The organism is Microvirga tunisiensis (genome assembly GCF_009296175.1).
GTDB lineage: Bacteria > Pseudomonadota > Alphaproteobacteria > Rhizobiales > Beijerinckiaceae > Microvirga > Microvirga tunisiensis.
In genome coordinates this window covers 1-20,856 of the sequence record NZ_VOSK01000035.1, presented here as the reverse complement: position 1 = coordinate 20,856, position 20,856 = coordinate 1, and the positions used below count along the sequence as shown (strand labels likewise).

Sequence of the window (20,856 nt, the reverse complement as noted above, 5' to 3'; positions counted from 1 at the left end):
TGCCGGGACGAGGCCAAAAAGGCCTCCGGATTGTCGGCTCCTCGCCGGAAGGCTTGTCATCGCAAGCCCTCTGGGGAGGAGCGGGCGGCATAGGGCCGCCCGGCTCGCTTTGGTTAGTGTCCGGTGTCGACGATGCGGGGCAGCGTCTCGAACTGGTGATACGGAGGCGGAGAGGACAGGGTCCATTCCAGCGTCGTTGCACCTTCACCCCACGGATTGGCGGCAGCTCTTTCCTTGCGGATGAAGGCATAGACGACGCCGAACATGAAGATGAAGAGACCGGCGAAGAAGATGTAGGAACCGATCGAGGAGACGAGGTTCCAGCCGGCGAAGGCGTCCGGATAGTCCGCATAACGGCGCGGCATGCCGGAGAGGCCGAGGAAGTGCATCGGGAAGAACAGCACGTTGGCGCCGATGAAGGCCACCCAGAAGTGCAGCTTGCCGATCCATTCGGGGATCATGTAGCCGGTGATCTTCGGGAACCAATAGTAGATGCCTGCGAAGATCACAAAGACCGCGCCGAGCGACAGCACGTAGTGGAAGTGAGCCACCACGTAATAGGTGTCGTGCATGTAGCGGTCGACGGGAGCGTTCGCCAGCACCACGCCGGTGACGCCGCCGACCGTGAACAGGAACACGAAGCCCACCGCCCACTGCATGGCCGCCGTGAAGCGGATGGAGCCGCCCCACATGGTGGCGATCCACGAGAAGATCTTCACGCCGGTCGGAACCGCGATCACCATCGTGGCGAACACGAAGTAGGCCTGTGTCTGGAGCGAGAGGCCGACGGTGTACATGTGGTGCGCCCACACGACGAAGCCGACCACGCCGATCGCCACCATGGCGTAGGCCATGCCGAGATAGCCGAAGATCGGCTTCTTGGAGAAGGTGGAGATGATGTGTGACACGATGCCGAAGGCCGGCAGGATCATGATGTACACTTCGGGGTGGCCGAAGAACCAGAACAGGTGCTGATAGAGCACCGGGTCGCCGCCGCCCGACGGCTCGAAGAAGGTCGTGCCGAAGTTGCGGTCGGTGAGCAGCATCGTGATCGCACCCGCGAGAACCGGCAGCGACAGGAGAAGCAGGAACGCGGTCACCAGCATCGCCCAGGCGAAGAGCGGCATCTTGTGCAGCGTCATGCCCGGAGCGCGCATGTTGAGGATCGTGGTGATGAAGTTGATCGCGCCCAGGATCGAGGCCGCACCGGCAAGGTGCAGGGCCAGGATGCCGAAGTCGAGCGCAGGGCCGGGATGGCCCACGGTCGAGAGCGGCGGGTAGACCGTCCAGCCGCCGCCGAAGCCGAGCGAGCCTGGAGCGCCTTCGACGAAGAGCGAGCAGAGCATCAGGCAGAAGCCCGAAACGGTAAGCCAATAGGAGATGTTGTTCATCCGCGGGAAGGCCATGTCCGGCGCGCCGATCATGAGCGGGATGAACCAGTTGCCAAAGCCCCCGATGAGCGTGGGCATCACCATGAAGAACACCATGATGAGGCCGTGGCCGGTCACGAAGACGTTGAAGGCCTGCGGGTTCGAGAAGAACTGGAGGCCGGGCTCCTGGAGCTCCAGGCGCATGCCGATGGACAGAAGGCCGCCGACGATGCCGGCCGTGAAGCCGAAGATGAGGTAGAGCGTGCCGATATCCTTGTGGTTCGTGGAATAGAACCACCGGCGCCAGAAGCTCGGAAGATGATCGTGGTGATCCGCGTGAGCGGCATCAGCTGCATGTGCCATGATGAGACCTCTGTGGTCCTTCTTACAATTACTGAGCGGTCGCGAACTTGAGCGGGGCTGAGCCCTCGGTCGAAGCATACTTCTGCTTCGCCTCGGTAAGCCAAGCGGCAAATTGCTGCTCGCTCACGACACGGATTTCGATCGGCATATAGGGATGGCCGTTGCCGCAGAGCTCCGAGCACTGGCCGTAATAGACGCCTTCCTTCTCGGCCTTGAACCAGACCTCGTTCAGGCGGCCGGGAACCGCGTCGACCTTGATGTAGAACGACGGCATCGCGAAGGCGTGGATCACGTCCGCGGAGGTCACCTGAACGCGCACGATCTTGCCGACCGGCACGACCATGGCGTTGTCGGCGCCCAGCAGACGCGGCTGATCCGGCTTCAGGTCCTTGGCATCGGTGATCATGTTCGAATCGAACTTGAAGCCGCCGCCCTGGTCGGCCGGATACTCATAGCCCCAGTACCAGGCATAGCCCGTCGCCTTGACCACGAGATCGGCCTGCGGCGGCACGAGCTGCTGGCGCAGGAGACGGAAGGAGGGAATGGCGATCGCTACGAGGATCAGGACCGGAACGATGGTCCAGGCCACCTCGAGCAGGGTGTTGTGGGTGGTCTGTGAGGGAACCGGGTTCTTGCGCTCGTTGAAGCGGGCAACGATCACAAGGAGCAGGGCCAGCACGAAAAGGCAGACCACCGTGATCAGCCAAACCAGGTATGTGTGGAAGTTGGACACGCTCTGTCCCAACTCGGTCACCATCTCCTGCATGCCGGTTTCCCAGGGGGAGGGCCGGCCGGCGGCGGCCCATGCCTCACTTATGCCCAACACAAGTGCGACCGCTGCCGTGGAGAGGGCGGTCACCGATCGACGTCCAGTCTCGATCCGCATCGGCGTTCCAAAGCTCCTAAAGATGTGTGGCGCATGGCCATGAAAGCATCGGGGAAGGCGCGGGCGTGCGGAAGGCGGTGCCCGGCTTGCGCCATCACCTTTGATCTGCGTCAAAGATCACAGGACGCGCTCAAGCGCAACGGTAGAAGCGTTCCAAACTGTGCGTCATAACCGCCAAAAATCATTTCGGCCCTCCAAACAGCCCCTCTCGCTTGACATCGCGCCCCCTGCCATGGTCCCAACGGGCCAAAGATGGACCGAAGCGGCGGCCGGCCGCGACCCTTTCAGCAGGGTTATTGAATGGAGAAACCGATGGGCGCATCGCGGTGGGCTCGCCATTGTGCGGCGGCAATCCTGGGGCTGTCGGCCCTTTTCGGGGCCAGTGGCGCCGGCGCTCAGGGCATGGTCAAGAACACCTACGGGGAATGGCAGATGCGCTGCGAGACGCCGGCGGGCGCGACGGCCGAGCAATGCGCCCTCGTGCAGAACGTCGTCGCCGAGGACCGCCCCAACGTCACCCTCGTCATTATTGTGTTGAAAACCGCCGACGGTAAAAGCCGCCTCCTGCGCGTCGTCGCGCCTCTTGGTATTCTGTTGCCGTCAGGCTTGGGTCTCAAGATCGACCAGACGGATATCGGCCGCGCCGGGTTCGTGCGCTGCCTGGCCACGGGCTGCGTGGCCGAGGTCGTGATGGAAGACAACTTGATCAACCAGATGAAGACGGGTCAGGCGGCCACCTTCATCGTCTTCCAGACGCCTGAGGAGGGGATCGGGATTCCCGTGTCCCTGAACGGATTCGCGGCCGGGTTCGATGCCCTTCCGTAACAGATGAACAAGAAGGTGGGGGCGAACATGAGAGATGGATTGAGCCGGAAGGCCGGGTGGACGCTCGCTGTGCTCGGCCTGTCGGCCCTGACGGGCTGCGGCGCGCCGGGAGAGGGCGGCTTCGGCGTGGGCGACATGCTGCTCACGGCGGGAACGACCCAGGCGCCGGCCCAGTCGGCCGAGATCCGGGACGTCTATTGCCCGACCGTCGACATCGTCGATGGGGGCGCCGCGATCCAGGTCCGCGGGGGCGGGGAGGGCGGCTCCGTCCGAAGCCAGGTGTCTCTGGGCGAGGTGGCGCGCGAATGCATCGGTCAGCCGGATGGCTCGACTCTGGTCAAGGTCGGCGTCGAGGCGCGGGCGCTTGTGGGCGTTGGCGGATCGTCGGGACGCTACGACGTGCCGATCCAGATCGTCGTGAAGGACGGCTCGACCGTCTTCGCCAACCGGTCCCGCCACGTCGCGGCCGCGATCCCGGCCGGACAGTCCCGGACGACCGTGTCGGTGATCGAAGAGGGCATCGTGGTTCCCGCCTCCTATGCCAACAGCTTCGAGATCGAGGTCGGCCTCGGCGGCCGCGCGGCAGGCCGGCGCGGCTAAGCTTCAATAGAGCGTTGCGGCGCCCGCTCTCTGGTTGAGAGGAGCGGCCAGGACCTTGTCGATCCGCCGCTCGTCCAGGTCGATCACCTCGAAGCGCCAGCCGAGGGTGTCCACATGCTCGCCCGTGTTGGGCAAATGCTGGAGTTCGCTGATCACCAGGCCCCCGACCGTGTGATAGCTGCGGGTCTCGGGCAGCGTAACGCCCAGGACCTCGGCCATTTCGTCGACCGGCATGGAGCCCGCGAGCAGCCATGAGCCGTCATCGCGCCGGATGGCATCCGGCTCCGGCGTCTCCCCGTCGGAGCGGAAGGCGCCCACGATGGCCTCCAGGGCATCGGCCGGGGTCACGACCCCTTCGAAGTGCCCGTACTCGTCATGGACGATCGCCATCGGCACCTCCGCATCGCGCAAGGTCGCAAGCGCATCCAGGGCATAGAGCGTATCCGGAATGACCGGGGCTTGCTGCACGTGGCCGCGGATATCCAGGGGCTGGCCCGACAGCATGGCCGCCAGAAGCTCGCGCGACTGGACGACGCCGATCACGTTGTCGGGCGTCCCTTCGCTGACGGGCAGGCGGGAATGCGGCGTTTCGATTAGCAATTCGCGGATCGCCTCGTCGTCGTCGTCGAGGTCGATCCAGTCCACATCCGTGCGAGGGGTCATGAGCCCGCGCACCGTGCGGTCTCCGAGGCGCAGCACGCCCGAGATCATGCGCCGCTCCTCCTCCTCGATCACGCCGGCGCTCTCGGCCTCGCCGACGAGCATCTTGATCTCTTCTTCCGTAACGGTCGACGAGTCGTCGGACTTGGCCCCGAGGAGGCGGAAGATCAGGCTCGTGGAGGCGTTGAGCAACCAGACGGCGGGGGCGGCGACCTTCGAGAGCACCAGCATCATGGGCGCCATGGTGCAGGCGATGCCCTCCGGATTGCGCAGGGCGATCTGCTTCGGCACCAGCTCGCCGATGACGATGGAAAGATAGGTGATGATGCCGATCACGATGCCGTAGCCGAGAGGCTCGGCCGCACCCTCGGGCATGCCCTGGGCAAGAAAGATCTGCGTCAGCCGGTCGCCGAGCGCGGCACCCGAGAAGGCACCGGCCAGGATGCCGACGAGGGTGATGCCGATCTGGACCGTGGAGAGGAAACGGCCCGAATCCTCCATCAGGGTCAGGGCCGTGTCGGCGCCTGAACGGCCCTGTTCGGCCATGGCCTTGAGGCGGGCCCGGCGGGCGGAGACGATGGCGAGTTCGGAAAGAGCAAAGACGCCGTTGAGGGCGACGAGAGCGAGAGCGATGATCAGTTCGAGCAACGATGCGTGGAGCTGCCGACCGGATCAGGCCGCGTTCTCCCCTTCTGTGAATGAGGCGCTTAGGATGGAGTGTCCGGAGGCTGCCGTCAATTAAGGCGGGGAGATATCCCGTGCGGCAGCCTGCTTTGTTGACAGGAGTGCAATTCCTCTTCAGAGCTTAAACCCAGCCGATGATCCCCGCGGAAGAGACCGGACCTCAGCGTCCGGCGCCGAAGGCGCAACCGCCCCGGAAACGCTCAGGCCAAAGGACCGCGCGGGAGCTGGCACTCTGGAAAGCGGCGACGTTTCAAAGCGTCGCCCACCGACGGGCGTAACCTGCCGCGAAAGCGGTAAGGGAAATCTCTCAGGTCTCGGGACAGAGGGGGCGCACAGCAACGGGCCGAAAGGCTCGATGGAACGCGCACCTTTGAGGGAACCCGATGGCCGAGCCAGCGCATAGCGACGAGCCGCTCCTGCAAACCCCGCTTCATGCCGAGCATGTGGCCCTTGGCGCCCGCATGGTGCCCTTCGCCGGCTACGACATGCCGGTGCAGTACCCCGCCGGCATCCTGACCGAGCACAATTGGACCCGGGAGCATGCGGGCCTGTTCGACGTCTCGCACATGGGCCAGGCCTTCCTCGTCGCCGAGGACAAGAGCCACGAGACCGTGGCCAGGGCGATCGAGGCGCTGATTCCCGCCGACGTCCTGAACCTGAAGCCGAACCAGCAGCGCTATTCGCAGCTTCTGGCGGACGACGGCGGCATTCTCGACGACCTCATGGTCACCCGCGTCGGCGCCCCCGGTCACGAAGGCTGGCTCTATCTGGTGGTGAACGCCTCCATGAAGGACGCCGATTACGCCCATATCCAGGCTCGCCTGCCCAAGGGCGTTTCCCTGAACCCCAAGGACGGCCTGGCGCTGATGGCCCTGCAGGGGCCCTCCGCCGAGGGCGTGCTCGCCAAGCTCGCGCCCGAGACCGCCGATCTGCCGTTCATGATGTCGGCCGACGTGCAGATCGATGGCATCTGGTGCCACGTCTCCCGCTCCGGCTACACGGGCGAGGACGGTTATGAAATTTCCTGCCACGCCGCAGATGCCGCCAAGCTCTGGAACACGCTCCTCGCCGATCCGGAGGTGAAGGCCATCGGCCTCGGTGCGCGCGATTCGCTGCGCCTCGAAGCGGGCCTTTGCCTCTACGGCCATGACATCGACACCACGACTTCGCCCATCGAGGCGGGCCTGATCTGGTCGATCCAGAAGCGCCGCCGCGAGGAGGGGGGCTTCCCAGGAGCCGAGCGCGTTCAGCGCGAGATCAGGGACGGTGCCGCGCGTGTGCGCGTCGGCATCAAGCCCGAGGGCCGTGCTCCGGCCCGCGAGGGAGCCGTCATCACGACGCCCGATGGCCGCGAGGTAGGCATCGTGACCTCCGGCGGCTTCGGTCCCACGGTCAACGGCCCGGTCGCCATGGGCTATGTCACGAAGGACGTGTCCGCTGCCGGCACGGACCTTCACCTCATCGTTCGCGGCAAGCCGCTGCCGGCCAAGGTTGCGGCCATGCCTTTCGCCCCCCATCGCTACAAGCGCTGACATTCAAAGAGGGAATTCACCATGACCACGCGCTATACCAAGGATCACGAATACGTCCGCATCGAGGGCGATGCTGGCATCGTCGGAATCTCCGACTACGCCCAGGGCCAACTCGGGGATGTCGTCTTCGTGGAGCTGCCGAGCGTCGGTAAGACCCTGTCGAAGGGCGACGAAGCCGCCGTCGTCGAAAGCGTGAAGGCCGCGAGCGAAGTCTATGCTCCGGTGTCCGGCGAAGTGGTCGAGGTCAACAGCGATCTCGAATCGTCTCCCGGCACGGTCAACGAGGATCCCGCCGGCCGGGGCTGGTTCATGAAGATCCGCCTCACGGACCAGAGAGAGCTCGACGGCCTCATGACCGAAGAGCAGTACCAGGAATTCGTGAAGTCGATCTCCTGAACGAGAACACGGCAATGGCGCACGAATACAAGGCGACAATTCGCTGGATGCGCGGAGCGGACGAGACCTTCTCCGACAACCGCTACGGCCGCGGCCACACCTGGAGCTTCGATGGCGGCATCGAAGTGCCGGGCTCCGCGTCGCCCTCCGTCGTGCCGTTGCCTCTCTCGCGGGAGGATGCCGTCGATCCGGAAGAAGCCTTCGTGGCGGCGGTCTCCAGCTGCCACATGCTGACCTTCCTGTCGATTGCCGCCAAGAAGCGCTTCGTCGTCGATGCTTACGAGGACCAAGCGCTCGGGATCATGACTAAGAACGAGAACGGCAAGCTATTCGTGTCCAAGGTCACCCTGGACCCAAGAATCGAATTCTCGGGCGACAAGGTTCCGACGCCGGAGCAGATCGCCGACATGCATCACCTCGCTCACAAGGAATGCTTCATCGCCAGTTCCGTTCTCACGGAGATTGTCGTGGCCGGCATTCCCTCGCCGTAGTGCGTCGCCATGGTAACGCACTACGTTCATGGAAAGCTGCATTTTCTGACGCAAAACCGGTATCCGCTTTTGCGCAAAATGCTCTAACTCACCCAAGGTTTTTTGCCGATGCGCTATTTGCCTTTGTCCGACACCGACCGCGGCGAGATGGTCGCACGGATCGGCGTCAACCATGTCGATGAGTTGTTCGCCGACGTGCCGAAGAACCTGCTCCTCAAGGAGCCGGTGGATCTGCCGCGCCGCAAGGGCGAGCTGGAGGTGGAGCGCATCCTCTCCCGCATGTCCGCGAAGAACATCTCCGCCTCGTCCGTGCCGTTCTTCGTCGGTTCGGGCGCCTACAAGCATCACGTGCCGGCGACCGTCGATCACCTGATTCAGCGCTCCGAGTTCCTGACGAGCTACACGCCGTATCAGCCGGAGATCGCACAGGGCACGCTGCAATATCTCTTCGAGTTCCAGACGCAAGTGGCCGCGCTCACCGGCATGGATGTGGCGAATGCCTCCATGTATGATGGCTCCACGGGCACGGGCGAGGCGGTGCTCATGGCGCATCGCGTCACCAAGCGCCGCAAGGCCGTTCTCTCCGGCGGCCTGCATCCGCATTATGCCGACGTGGTGAGAACCCTGTCCGACATGGCGAGCGACGAAGTCGTGACGATGAACCCGGATGTGAGCGGCACCGAGGACATCCTCTCGCAGATCGACGACAAGACTTCTTGCGTCGTCGTGCAGACACCGGACGTGTTCGGCAATGTGCGTGACCTGAAGGCCATCGCCGACAAGGCGCACCAGCACGGCGCGCTGCTGATCGCCGTGTTCACGGAAGCCGTGTCGCTGGGCCTGCTGAAATCTCCCGGAAGCCAGGGCGCCGACATCGTGGTGGGCGAGGGACAGTCGATCGGCAATGCGCTGAACTTCGGCGGGCCTTATGTCGGCCTCTTCGCCACGCAGTCGAAATACATCCGCCAGATGCCGGGCCGCCTCTGCGGCGAGACGGTGGATGCGGACGGCAATCGCGGCTTCGTGCTGACGCTCTCGACCCGCGAGCAGCACATCCGCCGCGACAAGGCGACCTCGAATATCTGCACCAATTCAGGGCTTTGCTCGCTCGCCTTCACCATTCACATGACCTTGCTCGGCGAGGCAGGCCTGTCGCGGCTCGCCCGCATCAATCATGCGAATGCGGTGAAGCTGGCGGACGGGCTCGCAGCCGTGAAGGGCGTCGAGGTTCTCAACAAGACGTTCTTCAACGAATTCACCGTGAAGCTCGCAAAGCCCGCGGCGGACGTGGTCGAGCGGCTGGCCGAAAAGGGCGTGCTCGCGGGCGTGCCCGTGTCACGCCTCCTGCCGGGCGCCGGCCTCCACAACCTGTTGCTCGTCGCTTCCACCGAAGTGAACACCGATGATGATCGCGCGGCCCTCTGTGCCGCCTTGAAGGAGGTTCTGTGATGTTGAACCGCCAGGGACGTCCCTCCGCTCCGCAGGCTCACGGCATGTCCGATCCGGCCGCCGGCATGGGCGATCAGGCTGCTCGCCTGCAGGGTGATGCCAGCCGCGCTCCATCCGGCGCCGGCAGCCATCCGACTTTCACCGGCAACAAGGCGCTGGCGCAGGTGGAGCCGTTGCTCTTCGAAATCGGCCGCTATGACACGACCGGCGTCGACCTCGACGAGCCGGAGGATTTCGAGCCGCGCCTCGGCGGGCTGGAGCGCAAGGAGCCCATCGGGCTGCCGGGTCTCTCCGAGCCTGAGACCATGCGCCATTACGTGCGCCTCAGCCAGCAGAACTACGGCATCGACACGGGCCTCTTCCCGCTCGGCTCCTGCACCATGAAGCACAATGCGCGCTTGAACGAGCGCGTGGCGCGCCTGCCGGGCTTCTCCGACGTGCACCCGCTGCAGCCGGTCTCGACCGTGCAGGGCGCGCTGGAGCTGATGAACGAGCTCGGGCGCTATCTCGTCACCCTCACCAACATGACGGCGGTGGCGCTGTCGCCGAAGGCCGGCGCGCATGGCGAGCTCTGCGGCATGATGGCGATCAAGGCCGCCATCGAAGCCAAGGGCGAGGGCAAGACCCGCAATGTGGTGCTGGTGCCCGATTCGGCCCACGGCACGAACCCGGCGACTGCTGCTCTCATCGGCTTCGTGGTGAAGCCCGTGCCGGCGCGCGAGGACGGCTGGGTGCATGTGGAGGACGTGAAGGAGCGCCTCGGTCCCGATGTCGCGGCCATCATGCTCACGAATCCCAACACCTGCGGGCTCTTCGAGCCGCAGGTGGCGGAGATTGCGAAAGCCATCCACGATGCAGGCGCCTACTTCTACTGCGACGGCGCCAACTTCAACGCCATCGTCGGCAAGGCGAAGCCCGGCGACCTCGGCGTCGATGCCATGCACATCAACCTGCACAAGACCTTCTCGACGCCGCATGGCGGCGGCGGCCCGGGCTCGGGTCCGGTGGTGCTCTCCGCCCGCCTTGCGCCTTTCGCCCCTGTGCCGTTCGTGCGGGCCGGTAAGGATGGCTTCGAGCTGGTGGAACAGGAATCGGATGCAGCGGAAAAGCCTTTCGGCCGCATGACGGCCTTCCATGGCCAGATGGGCATGTATGTGCGCGCTCTGTCCTACATGCTGTCGCATGGCGCGGATGGCATGAAGCAGGCATCGGAAGACGCCGTGCTCAACGCCAACTACATCCGCGCAGGCCTTGCCGATCTCCTGTCGCTTCCCTTCGGCAACAAGCCCTGCATGCACGAGGTGCTGTTCGACGATGCGTGGCTCAAGGACACGGGCGTGACCACCCTCGACGTGGCGAAAGCCATGATCGACGAGGGCTACCACCCGATGACCATGTACTTCCCGCTGGTGGTGCATGGCGCGATGCTGATCGAGCCGACGGAATCCGAATCGAAGTCCTCGCTGGATCTCTTCATCGCAACGCTCCGCGACCTCGCCATGTCTGCGAAGAACGGCGACACGGAGCGCTTCACCGGCGCCCCCTACCACGCCCCCCGCCGCCGCCTCGACGAGACCCGTGCTGCTCGCAACCCGGTCCTCAAGTGGACGCCGCCGTCACCGGTGGCGGAAGCGGCGGAGTAAAACTCTTAAGAATCCAAATGCCCGGCCTCGTGCCGGGCATTTTCATTTCGGGGCGCTTCGCTTTGGGCATACGGAAACGCGGGATATCTGTTCCTCGTCATGGCCGTCCCCGAGCTTGATACGGGGATCGGTCCCGGCCATCCCGCTTTGGAGAGCATCGCGCTCCTTGCATCGGGATCACCGGCACAAGGCCGGTGATGACGCGGTGGTTAGCAGGAGGTCGACACGGCGGCCGGCAAATCGGACATCCGCTCGATGATGACGGGAGCACCCGCCTGACGCAGCTTCTCCGCATGTCCCGGTCCGCAATGGCTGCCGCCGACGAAGCCGATGACGCGCATGCTGGCGGCTCGGGCGGCCTGAACGCCCGCGATGGAATCCTCGATCACCAGGCACTCCTCGGGAAGCGTGTTCATCCGGCTCGCGGCATGCAGGAACAGGTCCGGCGCGGGTTTCCCGCGCGCGACCTGGGTCGAGCTGAAGATGTTGTCGAACAGGTCCGCCAGGCCGGTGACCCGCAGCGACAACGCGATTCGCTCAGGAATGGACGACGAGGCGACGCAACGGGGGAAGGGGAGGGAGAGAATGGCGTCCCGCACGCCGTCGATCGGCTTCAGGTCCGTCTCGAAGCGCTGGAACAGTGTGCGGTTGAGCCGTTCCGTGAAATCGTCGGGAAGCCTGATCCCGCGTTCCATCTCGATGCGGGTGATCTGGTCCTTGATGCTGACCCCGGTGAAGTCGCGCGCCACCTCCTCGGCCGTGTAGGGAACACCGCATTCCGTCAGGACCTCTGCATCGATCCGGCAGCTCAAAGGCTCCGAATCGACCAGGACTCCGTCGCAGTCGAAGATCAGCAGCATCACATCCTCCAAGCAAAAAGGCCGCCTCGGAGGGCGGCCTTGATAGGGTTCGTCCGGAACGAAGCCGTTACTGCAGCTTCGTGCGCACGTCGTTGAGGCTGGCCGTCACGAACGAGGCAGCGGTGGTGCCGGTGATCTCGTCGCGCAGGACGCGCTCGGAGGCCTTGATGGCGGCGTCGACAGCGGCGGCGCGCACGTCGGCGGAGGCCTGGGCCTCGGCCTGGGCGATCTTGGCCTCGGCGGTGGCCGTGCGACGCTTCACGAAGTCGGCCATCTTCTCCTGGGCTTCGCGGGCGAGGCGCTCGGCCTCGTCGCGGGCATTGGACACGATGTCGGCAGCCTCGCGCTCGGCAGCGGCGCGCTTGGACTCGTATTCCTTGAGGAGCCGCTCGGCGTCCTGGCGCAGGCGCTTGGCCTCGGCCAGTTCGTCGCCAATCCGCTTGCCGCGGGAATCGAGCTGATTCATCACCTTCCCTGGAACGCCGTTGTAGAACAGGATACCCCAGAAGATGACGAAGGCGACCGCAACCCAGAATTCAGCGCTATGTAACATGCGGATCTCCCGATCAGGCCTTGATCTGGTTGAGAGCGGCTTCGACCTTCTGCGGGGCCGGGACCTTGCCGGTCAGGCGCTCGATGATAGCGGAAGCCGTGTCGCGGGCGATGGCATCCACGTGGCTCATGGCCTCCGCCTTCTTGGAAGTGATCGTCGCTTCCGCATCGGCCAGGCGCTGGTTGAGGTCGGCCTCGAGTGCCTTGCGGTTCGCGTCGCTCTCGGTGGAGAGCTTGGCGCGGGTTTCTTGCGCGAGTGCCTGTGCACGGCCCTTGGCTGCGGCGAGAGCCGCCTCGTAGGCGGTGCCGGCTTCTTCCGCGCGGGACTTCATGGCAGCCGCGTCGTCGAGATCGTTGGCGATCATCGCGCGGCGGTTCTCGATGATTCCGCCCAGACGCGGGAGGACCAGCCGTGAGAGCAGGGTGTAGAGCACCACGAAAGTGATCGCCAGCCAGAGGAGCTGACCGGCATAGGTTTCCGTCTCGAAGGGCGGAAAGCCGATATCCTCATGAGCGCCACCGGGGGCCTCTGTTGTGGCGTGGTTCGTCTGAGCCTGAGCCATGGAGCAGATCCTAAAGGATAGACAATCCTAGAAACAATGAATGACGGCGGTTGAGCCCGCCGTCACCCTGGTCGAGGCGAAGCGTTCGCACGCCTCGACCTCCCGATCACCGTCTTGAGATTAGGTGAAGAGCAGAACGAGAGCGACGACGAGGCAGAAGATGCCGAGACCTTCTGCGAGCGCCGCACCGATGAAGGCGCGGGCGAACTGGCTGTCGGCCGCCGACGGGTTGCGCAGAGCGCCGGAGAGGAAGTTACCGAAGATGTTGCCAACGCCCATAGCGGCGAGACCCATGCCAATGCAGGCGAGGCCCGCGCCGAGGTACTTGAAAGCAACCGGATCCATTGTGATCTCCTTGGGAATACTGTGATCGGGAGGGAAGGTGTAACTCAGCGCAGACCTAGTGGCCCGGGTGCAGCGCGTCGTTGAGGTAGATGCAGGTCAACACCGTGAAGACGTAGGCCTGCAGAGCGGCGACGAGGAACTCGAGCGCCATGAGAGCAACCGCCATGAGGAGCGGCAGCGGAGCGAGGATCGTCAGGGCGCCGCCGGCAGCCAGAAGGCTAACGACGAAGCCCGCGAAAACCTTCAGCGCGATATGTCCCGCGAGCATGTTCGCGAAGAGACGCAGGCTGAGCGAAATCGGGCGGGAGAGGAATGAGATAACCTCAATGACGACGATGAAGGGCAAAAGCCAAACCGGCACGCCCGACGGCACGAAGAGGCCGAGGAAATGAGTGCCGTGCTTCATGAAGCCGTAGACCACCACCGTGCCGATGACGAGCATGGCCAGGGCGAAGGTGACGATGACGTGGCTGGTGACCGTGAAGAAGCCCGGGATCATGCCGAGCAGGTTGGCGGTCAGCACGAACATGAAGAGGGAGAAGACGAGGGGGAAGAACTTCATCCCCTCCTTGCCTGTCGCATCGACCAGCGTGTTCGCGACGAAATCGTGCAGGACCTCGGCCACAGACTGGGCGCGGCCCGGAATGACGGCGCGCTTGCGGGTCGCCAGCATCAGGCCACCCACGATCACGGCGGCTGCGCCGATCATGAACAGGGACGAATTGGTGAAGTTGATGACCGGAATGATGGGCTTGATCTGGAATTGTTCGATCGGGCTCGCCATGATCCGCTCTCAAAGTTCGATGTTATCAAATGCCGTTCGGCGTTCGAAGGTCGGGTTCGTTACCGCTTGTCGTCATACCGGGCCGATTTGACCATCCCGGCTGCTCGCATCAGGTTGAGCATCCCGGCGCAGAAGCCGAGTATCAGACAAACGATCAGACCCCAAGGGGACGTCCCGAACAGGCGGTCGACAATCCAACCCAGAATTCCGCCGGCGGCGACCCCTGCAACGAATTCTGCCGAGAGCCTGAAGGCTTGGCCGAGAGCGCTGGAATCTGACGTCGGACGGGCACGAGGTTCCGACTCGGCTCGATGCGCGGAAGCTTGGGAGATCCGTGCATCGAGAGACTTCAGTCTCGCTGACAGGTCGGCATCGTCGGCGCTGCCCGGTTTCCGCTCATTTTCACCGTTCCGCTCGTGAGGGTCCGCCATTGCGATCTCCTTTGAAGCGTTGCGGGAAAATGCTTGGAAGCCCAGCCCCGAAAGCCGGGCGCACCATATGAGCGGGGGTCCCCCCTGTCAAGAACCGTCTGAAAAGATCTAAGCCTTTGAAAAGGCTTCGGTATCAGTGTTTTCAGGCAAGCTGCAGCTCAAAGCGCACATGTTTTTGAGGCTGGAGCAAGGCAGGGCTGAAAGCCTTAGGCTACCTCAAGAATGCGCTCCGCGCTCTGCAGGTCGACGGAGACGAGCTGCGAGACGCCCCGTTCGGCCATGGTGACGCCGAAGAGGCGATCCATCCTGGCCATGGTGATCGGGTTGTGGGTGATGACCACGAACCGGGTTTCGGTCTGGCGGGCCATGTCCTCCAGGAGAGCGCAGTAGCGCTCCACGTTGGCGTCGTCGAGCGGCGCGTCGACCTCGTCGAGCACGCAGATCGGAGAGGGATTCGTGAGGAACACGGCGAAGATCAGCGCAGTGGCCGTCAGGGCCTGCTCGCCGCCCGACAGCAGGGTCATGCTCTGAGGCTTCTTGCCCGGCGGCCGAGCCAGGATTTCGAGGCCCGCTTCCAGCGGATCGTCCGAATCGACCAGGGTGAGCTCCGCCGTACCGCCGCCGAAGAGAGTCGTGAAAAGACGCTGGAAATGGTTGTTCACCACGTCGAAGGCAGCCAGCAGGCGCTCGCGGCCCTCGCGGTTGAGGCTGCCGATGGCCTGGCGCAGGCGCTTGATGGCCTCGACGAGGTCGTCGCGCTCGCCCGCGATGCTGTTGTACTTGGTCTCGAGCTCGGTCAGTTCCTCGTCGGCCCGCAGATTGACGGCGCCGAGGCGCTCCCGGTCGGATTTCAACGAGTGAAGCTTGGATTCGATCTCCCCGTGGGAGGGCAGCTCGACGCCTTCCTTCAGGCCCGCAAGCTCGATGAGCCCCGCCGGGGTCGTCTCCAGGTTTTCTGCAATGTTGCGGGTGATCTCGGCGAGACGCGCAACGGCGGCCTCGTGGCGTGCCTGCGAGCCCGCCCGGGCCTCGCGGGCGGCGGACAAGGCTTCCAGAGCCGCGCGGGCGGCGCGGTCCGTCTCGGCAAGGCCGGTTTCGGCATCGGCGAGATGGTCGGCGGCTTCCTTGCGCTTCGCCTCGGCCTCTTCGACTTCGGCCATGAGGGCGCGACGGCGCATGAGATAGGTGTCGGGCGCTTCCAGCAGCCGCTGGTGCTCGTCCAGGGCCCGCTCCAGGCGCTCGCCCAGATCCTCGAACGCCTTGGCGGCGCGGGCGGCGCGCTCGGTCCAGAGGCGGGTATCGGCAGCAATCGCATCCTGCCGACGGCGGCGCAGCTCGGCTTCGTGCATGAGGGATTGCAGGGCTGCGCGCGCCTCGGAGGCCGCAGCACGGCGCTCGGCCACGCGGGTGCGCTCCTCGAGCAGGCGGCTTTCGAGATCGGGCGCCGGCGCGAGGTCCTGCAGGGCGCCCTCGGCATCCTGCACGCGCTCCAGGGCTTCCGCCTCGCTCTCGGAGAGGCGGGTCAGGCCTTCCTGCAGGGCCGAGCGGCGCTGGCCGAGCTCGGCCTCCTTGCGCTCCGCGGCGGCGAGCCGCGTCCGGGCGGCATCGAGTGCCTGACGGGTCCGGCGCGCGGCCTCGATGGTCTGCGTTTCATGGGAGGCCGCCTTGCGGACCGCCTCACCCGCCGCTTCCGCCTCGTGGCGCAGGTGCTCGGCCTGCTCACGCGCTTCCGCGGCATCGCGCTCCAGATCGCCGAGGCGATTCTTTTCCGCCAGGCGACGGGCAGCCGGGGAGGGTGCTTCGGCGGCAGCGGTAAAACCGTCCCAGCGCCACAGGTCGCCTTCCTGGGTGACCAGGCGCTGGCCCGGCTTCAGAAGGTCGCGCAGGCGCAGGCCGTCGGCCTTGCTCACCACGCCGATCTGGCGCAGGCGGCGCTGCAGGGCAGCCGGAGCCTGGGCGAGATCCGCCAGGGAGCGGACGCCCTCCGGCAGCGCTGGATCGCTGTCGCCCGCATGGGTCTCGGCCCAATGGTGCGGCGCCGAAGGATGGGTCGAGGCTTCGAGATCGTCGCCGAGGGCTGCGCCCAGCGCCGTCTCGTAGCCTTTTTGAACCGTGATCTGGTCGACGGCCGGGGGCCAGAGATCGCCGGTCGCGGATGTCACCAGCTTCGCGAGCGTCCGGGCTTCGGTCTCGAGCCGCTGCGCCTTGCGCTCGGCCTCGTTGAGGGGCTGGCGCAGGCGGTTTTCGGCCTCGCGGGCGACCGAGAGGGTCTCACGCGCCTCGATCACCGCCTCTTCGGCGCCTTGCGCCGTTTCCTCGGCAATGGCCGCTTCCTCGCGCAGGTCGTCGAGAGAGGGGCCATCTTCGGGGGAAGCGGAGAGCGCCGCGATCTCGCGCTCGAGCCGCTCCTTCTCGGATCGGAAACGGGAGGCGCGCTCCATCTCCTCGCGTACGGCGCGCTCCAAGGCGGCGCGGCGGGCATTGAGGTCGGAGGTCTGGGCCTGAAGGGCGCTTAAGGCGCCCTCGGCTTCCGCCAGCTCGGCCTCGGCGGATTGAAGGCGCTCCTCAGCATCGGCGCGAACATCGTCCGCCCCGTCGGTGGTGAGCGATATCTCGGCGGCTTCCGATTGGAGGCGCTCGATGGTGGCTTCGGCGTCCGTACGCTGCGCCGCCTCGCGGGCGATGTCGCGGTTCAGATCGCCGATATGGCGCTCCAGTTCGACCACGCGCTCCTTGGAGCGGCGCTCTTCCGATTCGAGCTCGTTGCGGGCATGGGTCAGGCGCTGCAGGGCGGCCGCGGCGGCGGCTTCGGCCTGCCTCAGGGCCGGAATGCCATGGGCGGAGACGGCCTGGGCCGTGGCGGCCCGGGTCTGCTCCTCGGTGGCGTCGGCGACCGCCTTGAGATCCTCGGCGACCTGGCGTTCGGCGGTGGCCGCCTGCTCGCGGGCCTCGGAGAAGCTGATGGCATACATCAGGGCTTCGAGACGGCGGATCTCGGCCGAGAGGTTCTTATAGCGGGATGCCTGGCGGCCCTGGCGCTTCAGGCTCTCGATCTGGCTTTCCAGCTCGCGGGTCACGTCCTCGACGCGAACCAGGTTGTCCTCGGCCGCCTTGAGGCGCAGCTCGGCCTCGTGCCGGCGGGCATGGAGGCCGGCGATGCCGGCGGCATCCTCCAGGATGCGGCGGCGGGCCTGGGGCTTGGCCGAGATGATCTCGCTGATCTGGCCCTGGCGGACGAGCGCCGGCGAGCGGGACCCGGTGGCGGCATCCGCGAACAGGATCTGCACGTCGCGGGCCCGCACTTCCTTGCCGTTGACCCGGTAGGTCGAGCCTTCCTCGCGCTCGATCTTACGCGAGATTTCCAGGAGATCCGTGTCGTTGAAGGCGGCTGGGGCCGTGCGCTCGGCATTATCGATGGTGAGCATCACCTCGGCCCAGTTGCGGGCCGGACGGCCCCCCGAGCCGGAGGAGCCTGAGAAGATGACGTCGTCCATCCCCGTGGCGCGCATGTTCTTGAAGGAGTTCTCCCCCATGACCCAGCGCAGGGCCTCGACGAGGTTGGACTTGCCGCAGCCGTTCGGCCCGACCACGCCGGTCAGGCCCGGCTCGATCAGGAAATCGGTGGGCTCGACGAAGGTCTTGAAGCCTGCGATGCGAAGGCGCGTCAGCTTCATGGACGCGCCTTCCCGCCCCGCCCCTCGGGGGCGGGTTGAGGGAGCTTATTCTCCCAGGAGAGGCTTGATGACCTTTTCAATCTCATCGATCGACAGGCTTCCAGGATGACGCTGACCATTGATGAAGAAAGTCGGCGTGGAGTCCACACGGAACTGCTCCATACCCCGGTTCTTCACCGCATTCACCGCGTCATATAGTTTCTGGTCCTTGAGGCAAGCGTCAAATTTTTCCTGTGAAAAACCTGCCTGGCGCATGAGCCCGCGCAGGGCGTCGAGCGGCTTGTCCACAAAGGCCCAGTTCCGCTGCTGCTCGAAGAGGAGGTCCGTGATCGGGTAATACTTGTCGTTGCCGTCGCAGCGGGCGAGCATGAAGCCGGCCGTAGCGAGCGGATCGAGCGGGAATTCGCGTAAGGTGAAGCGGATCTTGCCCGTGTCGATGTAGCGCTTCTTCAGCTCCGGCCAGGTGGTCTTGTGGAAATTGGCGCAGTGCGAGCAGGTCATCGAGGCGTACTCGATGATCGTCACCTTGGCGTTTTCCGGACCCAAGGCCACGTCGCCGAGGGGGCCGGGGACCGCAAGGTCCTGAACGGCCACGTTCTGGGCCAAGGCCGGCAGGCTCGTGGCGAGATAGGCGGTCGCGGCTGCGGTTCCGAGAAGCTGAAGCGTCTGACGCCGGGTGATCATCGTGGGGAGGCTCCTGAAGAGATTTCGTCCTGCGGTAGAATGACTTGGGTTTTCTGGCAAGCGTCGGCCATCTCACGCTTTCGTGCGTGAACCGGAGCCGACGATGGCTTGGCCCAGCCTGTCGAGCGCGGCCTTCAGGGCTTCCTCCTCGATGGGCTGGACGGCCTTGCCGACCTTCTCCCGATCCGCAGGAGTGAGAACGGGCGCGGTCGGGCGCTTCTTCTCAACCCGCCGCACGGGCCCTTGTTTCAGCACCAGCTTTCCGATGCAGCGCCAGCCGTAATAGGTGTTCACCCGGTCGATGACGGTCGGCGCGAGGTGCTGGAGTTCGAGGGCGAAGGCGCTCTCGACCCGGATCACGAGGGTGGCCGGGTCGGGCCGCGCCTCCGGATCTGCATGGGGGCCTTTTCGCTTCCATTCGATCTTGAGGGGCTGGGTGAAGGCGGCCAGCCGCTCGCCGACGATATCGGGCCAGGCCATGATGATGTCGGAGGTGGCAAAGCCTTGCGCCGCCAGGCTGGGGGACAGGCAGACGTCGAGAAACTCGGCAAGCGGGCGGGCGAGAGGTCTCGGTCGTCTCATGTTGAATGTCCAAAAGCCGCGTTGGAATCTGCGATGAGGATCGTTATTCCACATCACATGTTAACGCCCGCTTCGAGCGCGACCAAGCCCGACCCGCAGGATCTCCTCGCCTGGTACGATCATCACCGGCGGGACCTGCCGTGGCGTGCCAGGCCCGGCGTGACCGCAGACCCTTACCGCGTCTGGCTTTCCGAGATCATGCTGCAGCAGACGACGGTGGCGGCGGTCAAACCTTATTACCTGAAGTTCCTCGAGCGTTTCCCGACTGTCGAGGCCTTGGCCGAGGCGCCCTCCGAGGCGGTCATGCAGGCTTGGGCGGGGCTCGGCTATTATTCCCGCGCCCGCAATCTTCATGCCTGCGCCAAGGCGGTTGTGGATAAGCATGGTGGACGCATTCCGGGGACGGAAGCGGAGCTCCTGAAGCTTCCCGGCATCGGCGCCTATACGGCAGCAGCGGTCGCGGCCATCGCCTTCAACGAGAAGGCGGCGGCGGTGGACGGCAATGTAGAGCGGGTCATGTCCCGCATCTTCATGGTCGAGGAGCCGCTGCCGAAGGCCAAGCCTCTGATCCGCGCCCTGACCGAGGCCCTGGTGCCGGCGGACCGGCCGGGCGACTTCGCGCAGGCCGTGATGGATCTCGGCGCTACCATCTGCACGCCCAAGCGCCCCGCCTGTGCGCTTTGCCCCTGGATGGTGCCCTGCCGCGCCCGCGCCGAGGGCCTGCAGGAGACGTTTCCGAGAAAGCAGAAGAAGGAGAGCGGGCAGCTGCGCAAGGGCGCGGCGTTCGTGGTGCTGCGCGCCGACGACACGATCCTGCTCCGCACCCGCCCGCCGCAAGGGCTTCTCGGCGGCATGGCCGAGCCGCCGACGAGTGCCTGGGAGCCCGATTACGAGCCCTCCCGCGCCGTGCTCGACGCACCCATGGAGGCGCGCTGGCAGCGTCTGCCGGGCACGGTGAAACACGTGTTCACCCATTTTCCACTCGAACTCACGGTGCTCTTCGCCAAGGTCGCGAAGGGCACGCCCGCGCCCGAAGACATGCGCTGGACGCCGCGCATGACCCTGCACGAGGAGGCGCTGCCCGGCGCCATGAAGAAGGTGCTGGTGCATGCGCTGGGAGAGTTGCCGGGAGCGAAGGCAAAGACCTCAGGTCAAAAGCAGGCGAAGAGCGTGTGAAGCCCTTTCAACACAGGGCGCTGTTTCCCTCACCCTTGTGGGGGGCAGGGGAGGTTCGACCGGGCGACACCTTTCCCGTCATGGCCGGGCTTGTCCCGGTCATCCCGATACGGTGAGGCTCGGCATTCCACATGATCGAGATCACCGGCACAAGGCCGGTGATGACGGGGCGGTGTGGGCTGTAGCGCGACGCGCGAATGTGTGAGTAAGGCGACGGCCAGATTTACGAGATGTCGCCTCCGGTTGAAGTCGACCTACCGTGTCACGGGACGACACGGAGGAGCGCATGAGCCGGCTCGATCAGGA

The 20,856-nt window shown here is 65.3% G+C and carries 20 protein-coding genes and 1 riboswitch; of the genes, 8 read left to right on the top strand and 12 right to left on the bottom strand.

The window, feature by feature from the left end:
- Positions 1–113: 113 nt before the first annotated feature.
- A complete protein-coding gene (gene ctaD, locus FS320_RS12045; RefSeq protein ID WP_152711781.1) occupies positions 114–1,733 on the bottom strand; it encodes a cytochrome c oxidase subunit I in 1,620 nt (539 codons plus the stop codon).
- Positions 1,734–1,761: 28 nt separating this feature from the next.
- The gene (gene coxB / locus FS320_RS12040; protein WP_152711779.1) at positions 1,762–2,619 is read right to left on the bottom strand and encodes a cytochrome c oxidase subunit II; all 858 of its coding nucleotides are present in this window, start codon (positions 2,617–2,619) and stop codon (positions 1,762–1,764) included.
- Between the two features lie 312 nt (positions 2,620–2,931).
- Between coxB and FS320_RS12035 the strand changes: the two genes are divergently transcribed.
- Both FS320_RS12035 and FS320_RS12030 read left to right on the top strand, forming a co-directional pair.
- Positions 2,932–3,444, top strand: a complete 513-nt coding sequence (locus FS320_RS12035) for an invasion associated locus B family protein (protein ID WP_152711777.1) — start codon at positions 2,932–2,934, stop codon at positions 3,442–3,444.
- A 39-nt stretch (positions 3,445–3,483) separates the two neighbouring features.
- The gene (locus tag FS320_RS12030; RefSeq protein WP_152711775.1) at positions 3,484–4,044 is read left to right on the top strand and encodes a hypothetical protein; all 561 of its coding nucleotides are present in this window, start codon (positions 3,484–3,486) and stop codon (positions 4,042–4,044) included.
- A gap of 3 nt (positions 4,045–4,047) precedes the next feature.
- Here the strand turns inward: FS320_RS12030 and FS320_RS12025 are convergent, their stop codons facing one another.
- Positions 4,048–5,352 carry a hemolysin family protein gene (locus FS320_RS12025; RefSeq protein ID WP_152711773.1) on the bottom strand — a complete coding sequence of 435 codons (1,305 nt, stop codon included), beginning with the start codon at positions 5,350–5,352 and terminating at the stop codon, positions 4,048–4,050.
- 170 nt (positions 5,353–5,522) lie between these two features.
- Positions 5,523–5,614: riboswitch (glycine riboswitch) on the top strand.
- Positions 5,615–5,771: 157 nt separating this feature from the next.
- Here FS320_RS12025 and gcvT point away from each other — a divergent pair.
- From gcvT to gcvPB, 5 genes are all read left to right on the top strand, one after another.
- Entirely contained in the window at positions 5,772–6,920 is a 1,149-nt protein-coding gene (gene gcvT, locus FS320_RS12020; RefSeq protein ID WP_152711771.1) for a glycine cleavage system aminomethyltransferase GcvT, read from the top strand.
- A 21-nt stretch (positions 6,921–6,941) separates the two neighbouring features.
- Positions 6,942–7,316: a glycine cleavage system protein GcvH gene (gene gcvH, locus FS320_RS12015; protein WP_152711769.1), complete on the top strand. Its 375-nt coding sequence runs from the start codon at positions 6,942–6,944 to the stop codon at positions 7,314–7,316.
- 14 nt (positions 7,317–7,330) lie between these two features.
- Positions 7,331–7,807, top strand: a complete 477-nt coding sequence (locus FS320_RS12010; RefSeq protein WP_152711767.1) for an OsmC family protein — start codon at positions 7,331–7,333, stop codon at positions 7,805–7,807.
- A gap of 108 nt (positions 7,808–7,915) precedes the next feature.
- Complete coding sequence (gene gcvPA, locus FS320_RS12005) at positions 7,916–9,256, top strand: aminomethyl-transferring glycine dehydrogenase subunit GcvPA (protein WP_152711765.1); 1,341 nt, start codon at positions 7,916–7,918, stop codon at positions 9,254–9,256.
- Positions 9,256–10,899 carry an aminomethyl-transferring glycine dehydrogenase subunit GcvPB gene (gene gcvPB, locus FS320_RS12000; RefSeq protein ID WP_244627103.1) on the top strand — a complete coding sequence of 548 codons (1,644 nt, stop codon included), beginning with the start codon at positions 9,256–9,258 and terminating at the stop codon, positions 10,897–10,899. The genes gcvPA and gcvPB overlap by 1 nt, the downstream gene beginning before the upstream one ends.
- A gap of 209 nt (positions 10,900–11,108) precedes the next feature.
- Here the strand turns inward: gcvPB and FS320_RS11995 are convergent, their stop codons facing one another.
- The 9 genes from FS320_RS11995 to FS320_RS11955 form a co-directional block, all read right to left on the bottom strand.
- Positions 11,109–11,759 (bottom strand): HAD family hydrolase, encoded by a 651-nt coding sequence (locus FS320_RS11995; protein ID WP_152711763.1) that lies wholly within the window; start codon positions 11,757–11,759, stop codon positions 11,109–11,111.
- Between the two features lie 67 nt (positions 11,760–11,826).
- Positions 11,827–12,312, bottom strand: coding sequence for a F0F1 ATP synthase subunit B family protein (locus tag FS320_RS11990; protein ID WP_152711761.1), 486 nt, complete (start codon positions 12,310–12,312; stop codon positions 11,827–11,829).
- A gap of 13 nt (positions 12,313–12,325) precedes the next feature.
- The gene (locus tag FS320_RS11985; RefSeq protein ID WP_152711759.1) at positions 12,326–12,874 is read right to left on the bottom strand and encodes a F0F1 ATP synthase subunit B family protein; all 549 of its coding nucleotides are present in this window, start codon (positions 12,872–12,874) and stop codon (positions 12,326–12,328) included.
- 120 nt (positions 12,875–12,994) lie between these two features.
- On the bottom strand, positions 12,995–13,219 hold the full coding sequence (locus FS320_RS11980) for a F0F1 ATP synthase subunit C (protein WP_152711757.1): 225 nt from the start codon (positions 13,217–13,219) through the stop codon (positions 12,995–12,997).
- Positions 13,220–13,274: 55 nt separating this feature from the next.
- Positions 13,275–14,003: a F0F1 ATP synthase subunit A gene (locus tag FS320_RS11975; protein ID WP_152711755.1), complete on the bottom strand. Its 729-nt coding sequence runs from the start codon at positions 14,001–14,003 to the stop codon at positions 13,275–13,277.
- A gap of 59 nt (positions 14,004–14,062) precedes the next feature.
- Complete coding sequence (locus tag FS320_RS11970; RefSeq protein WP_152711753.1) at positions 14,063–14,434, bottom strand: AtpZ/AtpI family protein; 372 nt, start codon at positions 14,432–14,434, stop codon at positions 14,063–14,065.
- 206 nt (positions 14,435–14,640) lie between these two features.
- The gene (smc, locus tag FS320_RS11965) at positions 14,641–18,108 is read right to left on the bottom strand and encodes a chromosome segregation protein SMC (RefSeq protein ID WP_152711751.1); all 3,468 of its coding nucleotides are present in this window, start codon (positions 18,106–18,108) and stop codon (positions 14,641–14,643) included.
- A gap of 45 nt (positions 18,109–18,153) precedes the next feature.
- Complete coding sequence (locus tag FS320_RS11960; RefSeq protein WP_152711749.1) at positions 18,154–18,792, bottom strand: DsbA family protein; 639 nt, start codon at positions 18,790–18,792, stop codon at positions 18,154–18,156.
- 72 nt (positions 18,793–18,864) lie between these two features.
- Positions 18,865–19,374, bottom strand: a complete 510-nt coding sequence (locus FS320_RS11955) for a DUF721 domain-containing protein (protein WP_152711747.1) — start codon at positions 19,372–19,374, stop codon at positions 18,865–18,867.
- Positions 19,375–19,431: 57 nt separating this feature from the next.
- On the opposite strand from FS320_RS11955, the gene mutY reads away from it, so the two are divergent.
- The gene (gene mutY / locus FS320_RS11950; RefSeq protein WP_152711817.1) at positions 19,432–20,550 is read left to right on the top strand and encodes an A/G-specific adenine glycosylase; all 1,119 of its coding nucleotides are present in this window, start codon (positions 19,432–19,434) and stop codon (positions 20,548–20,550) included.
- Positions 20,551–20,856: the final 306 nt, after the last annotated feature.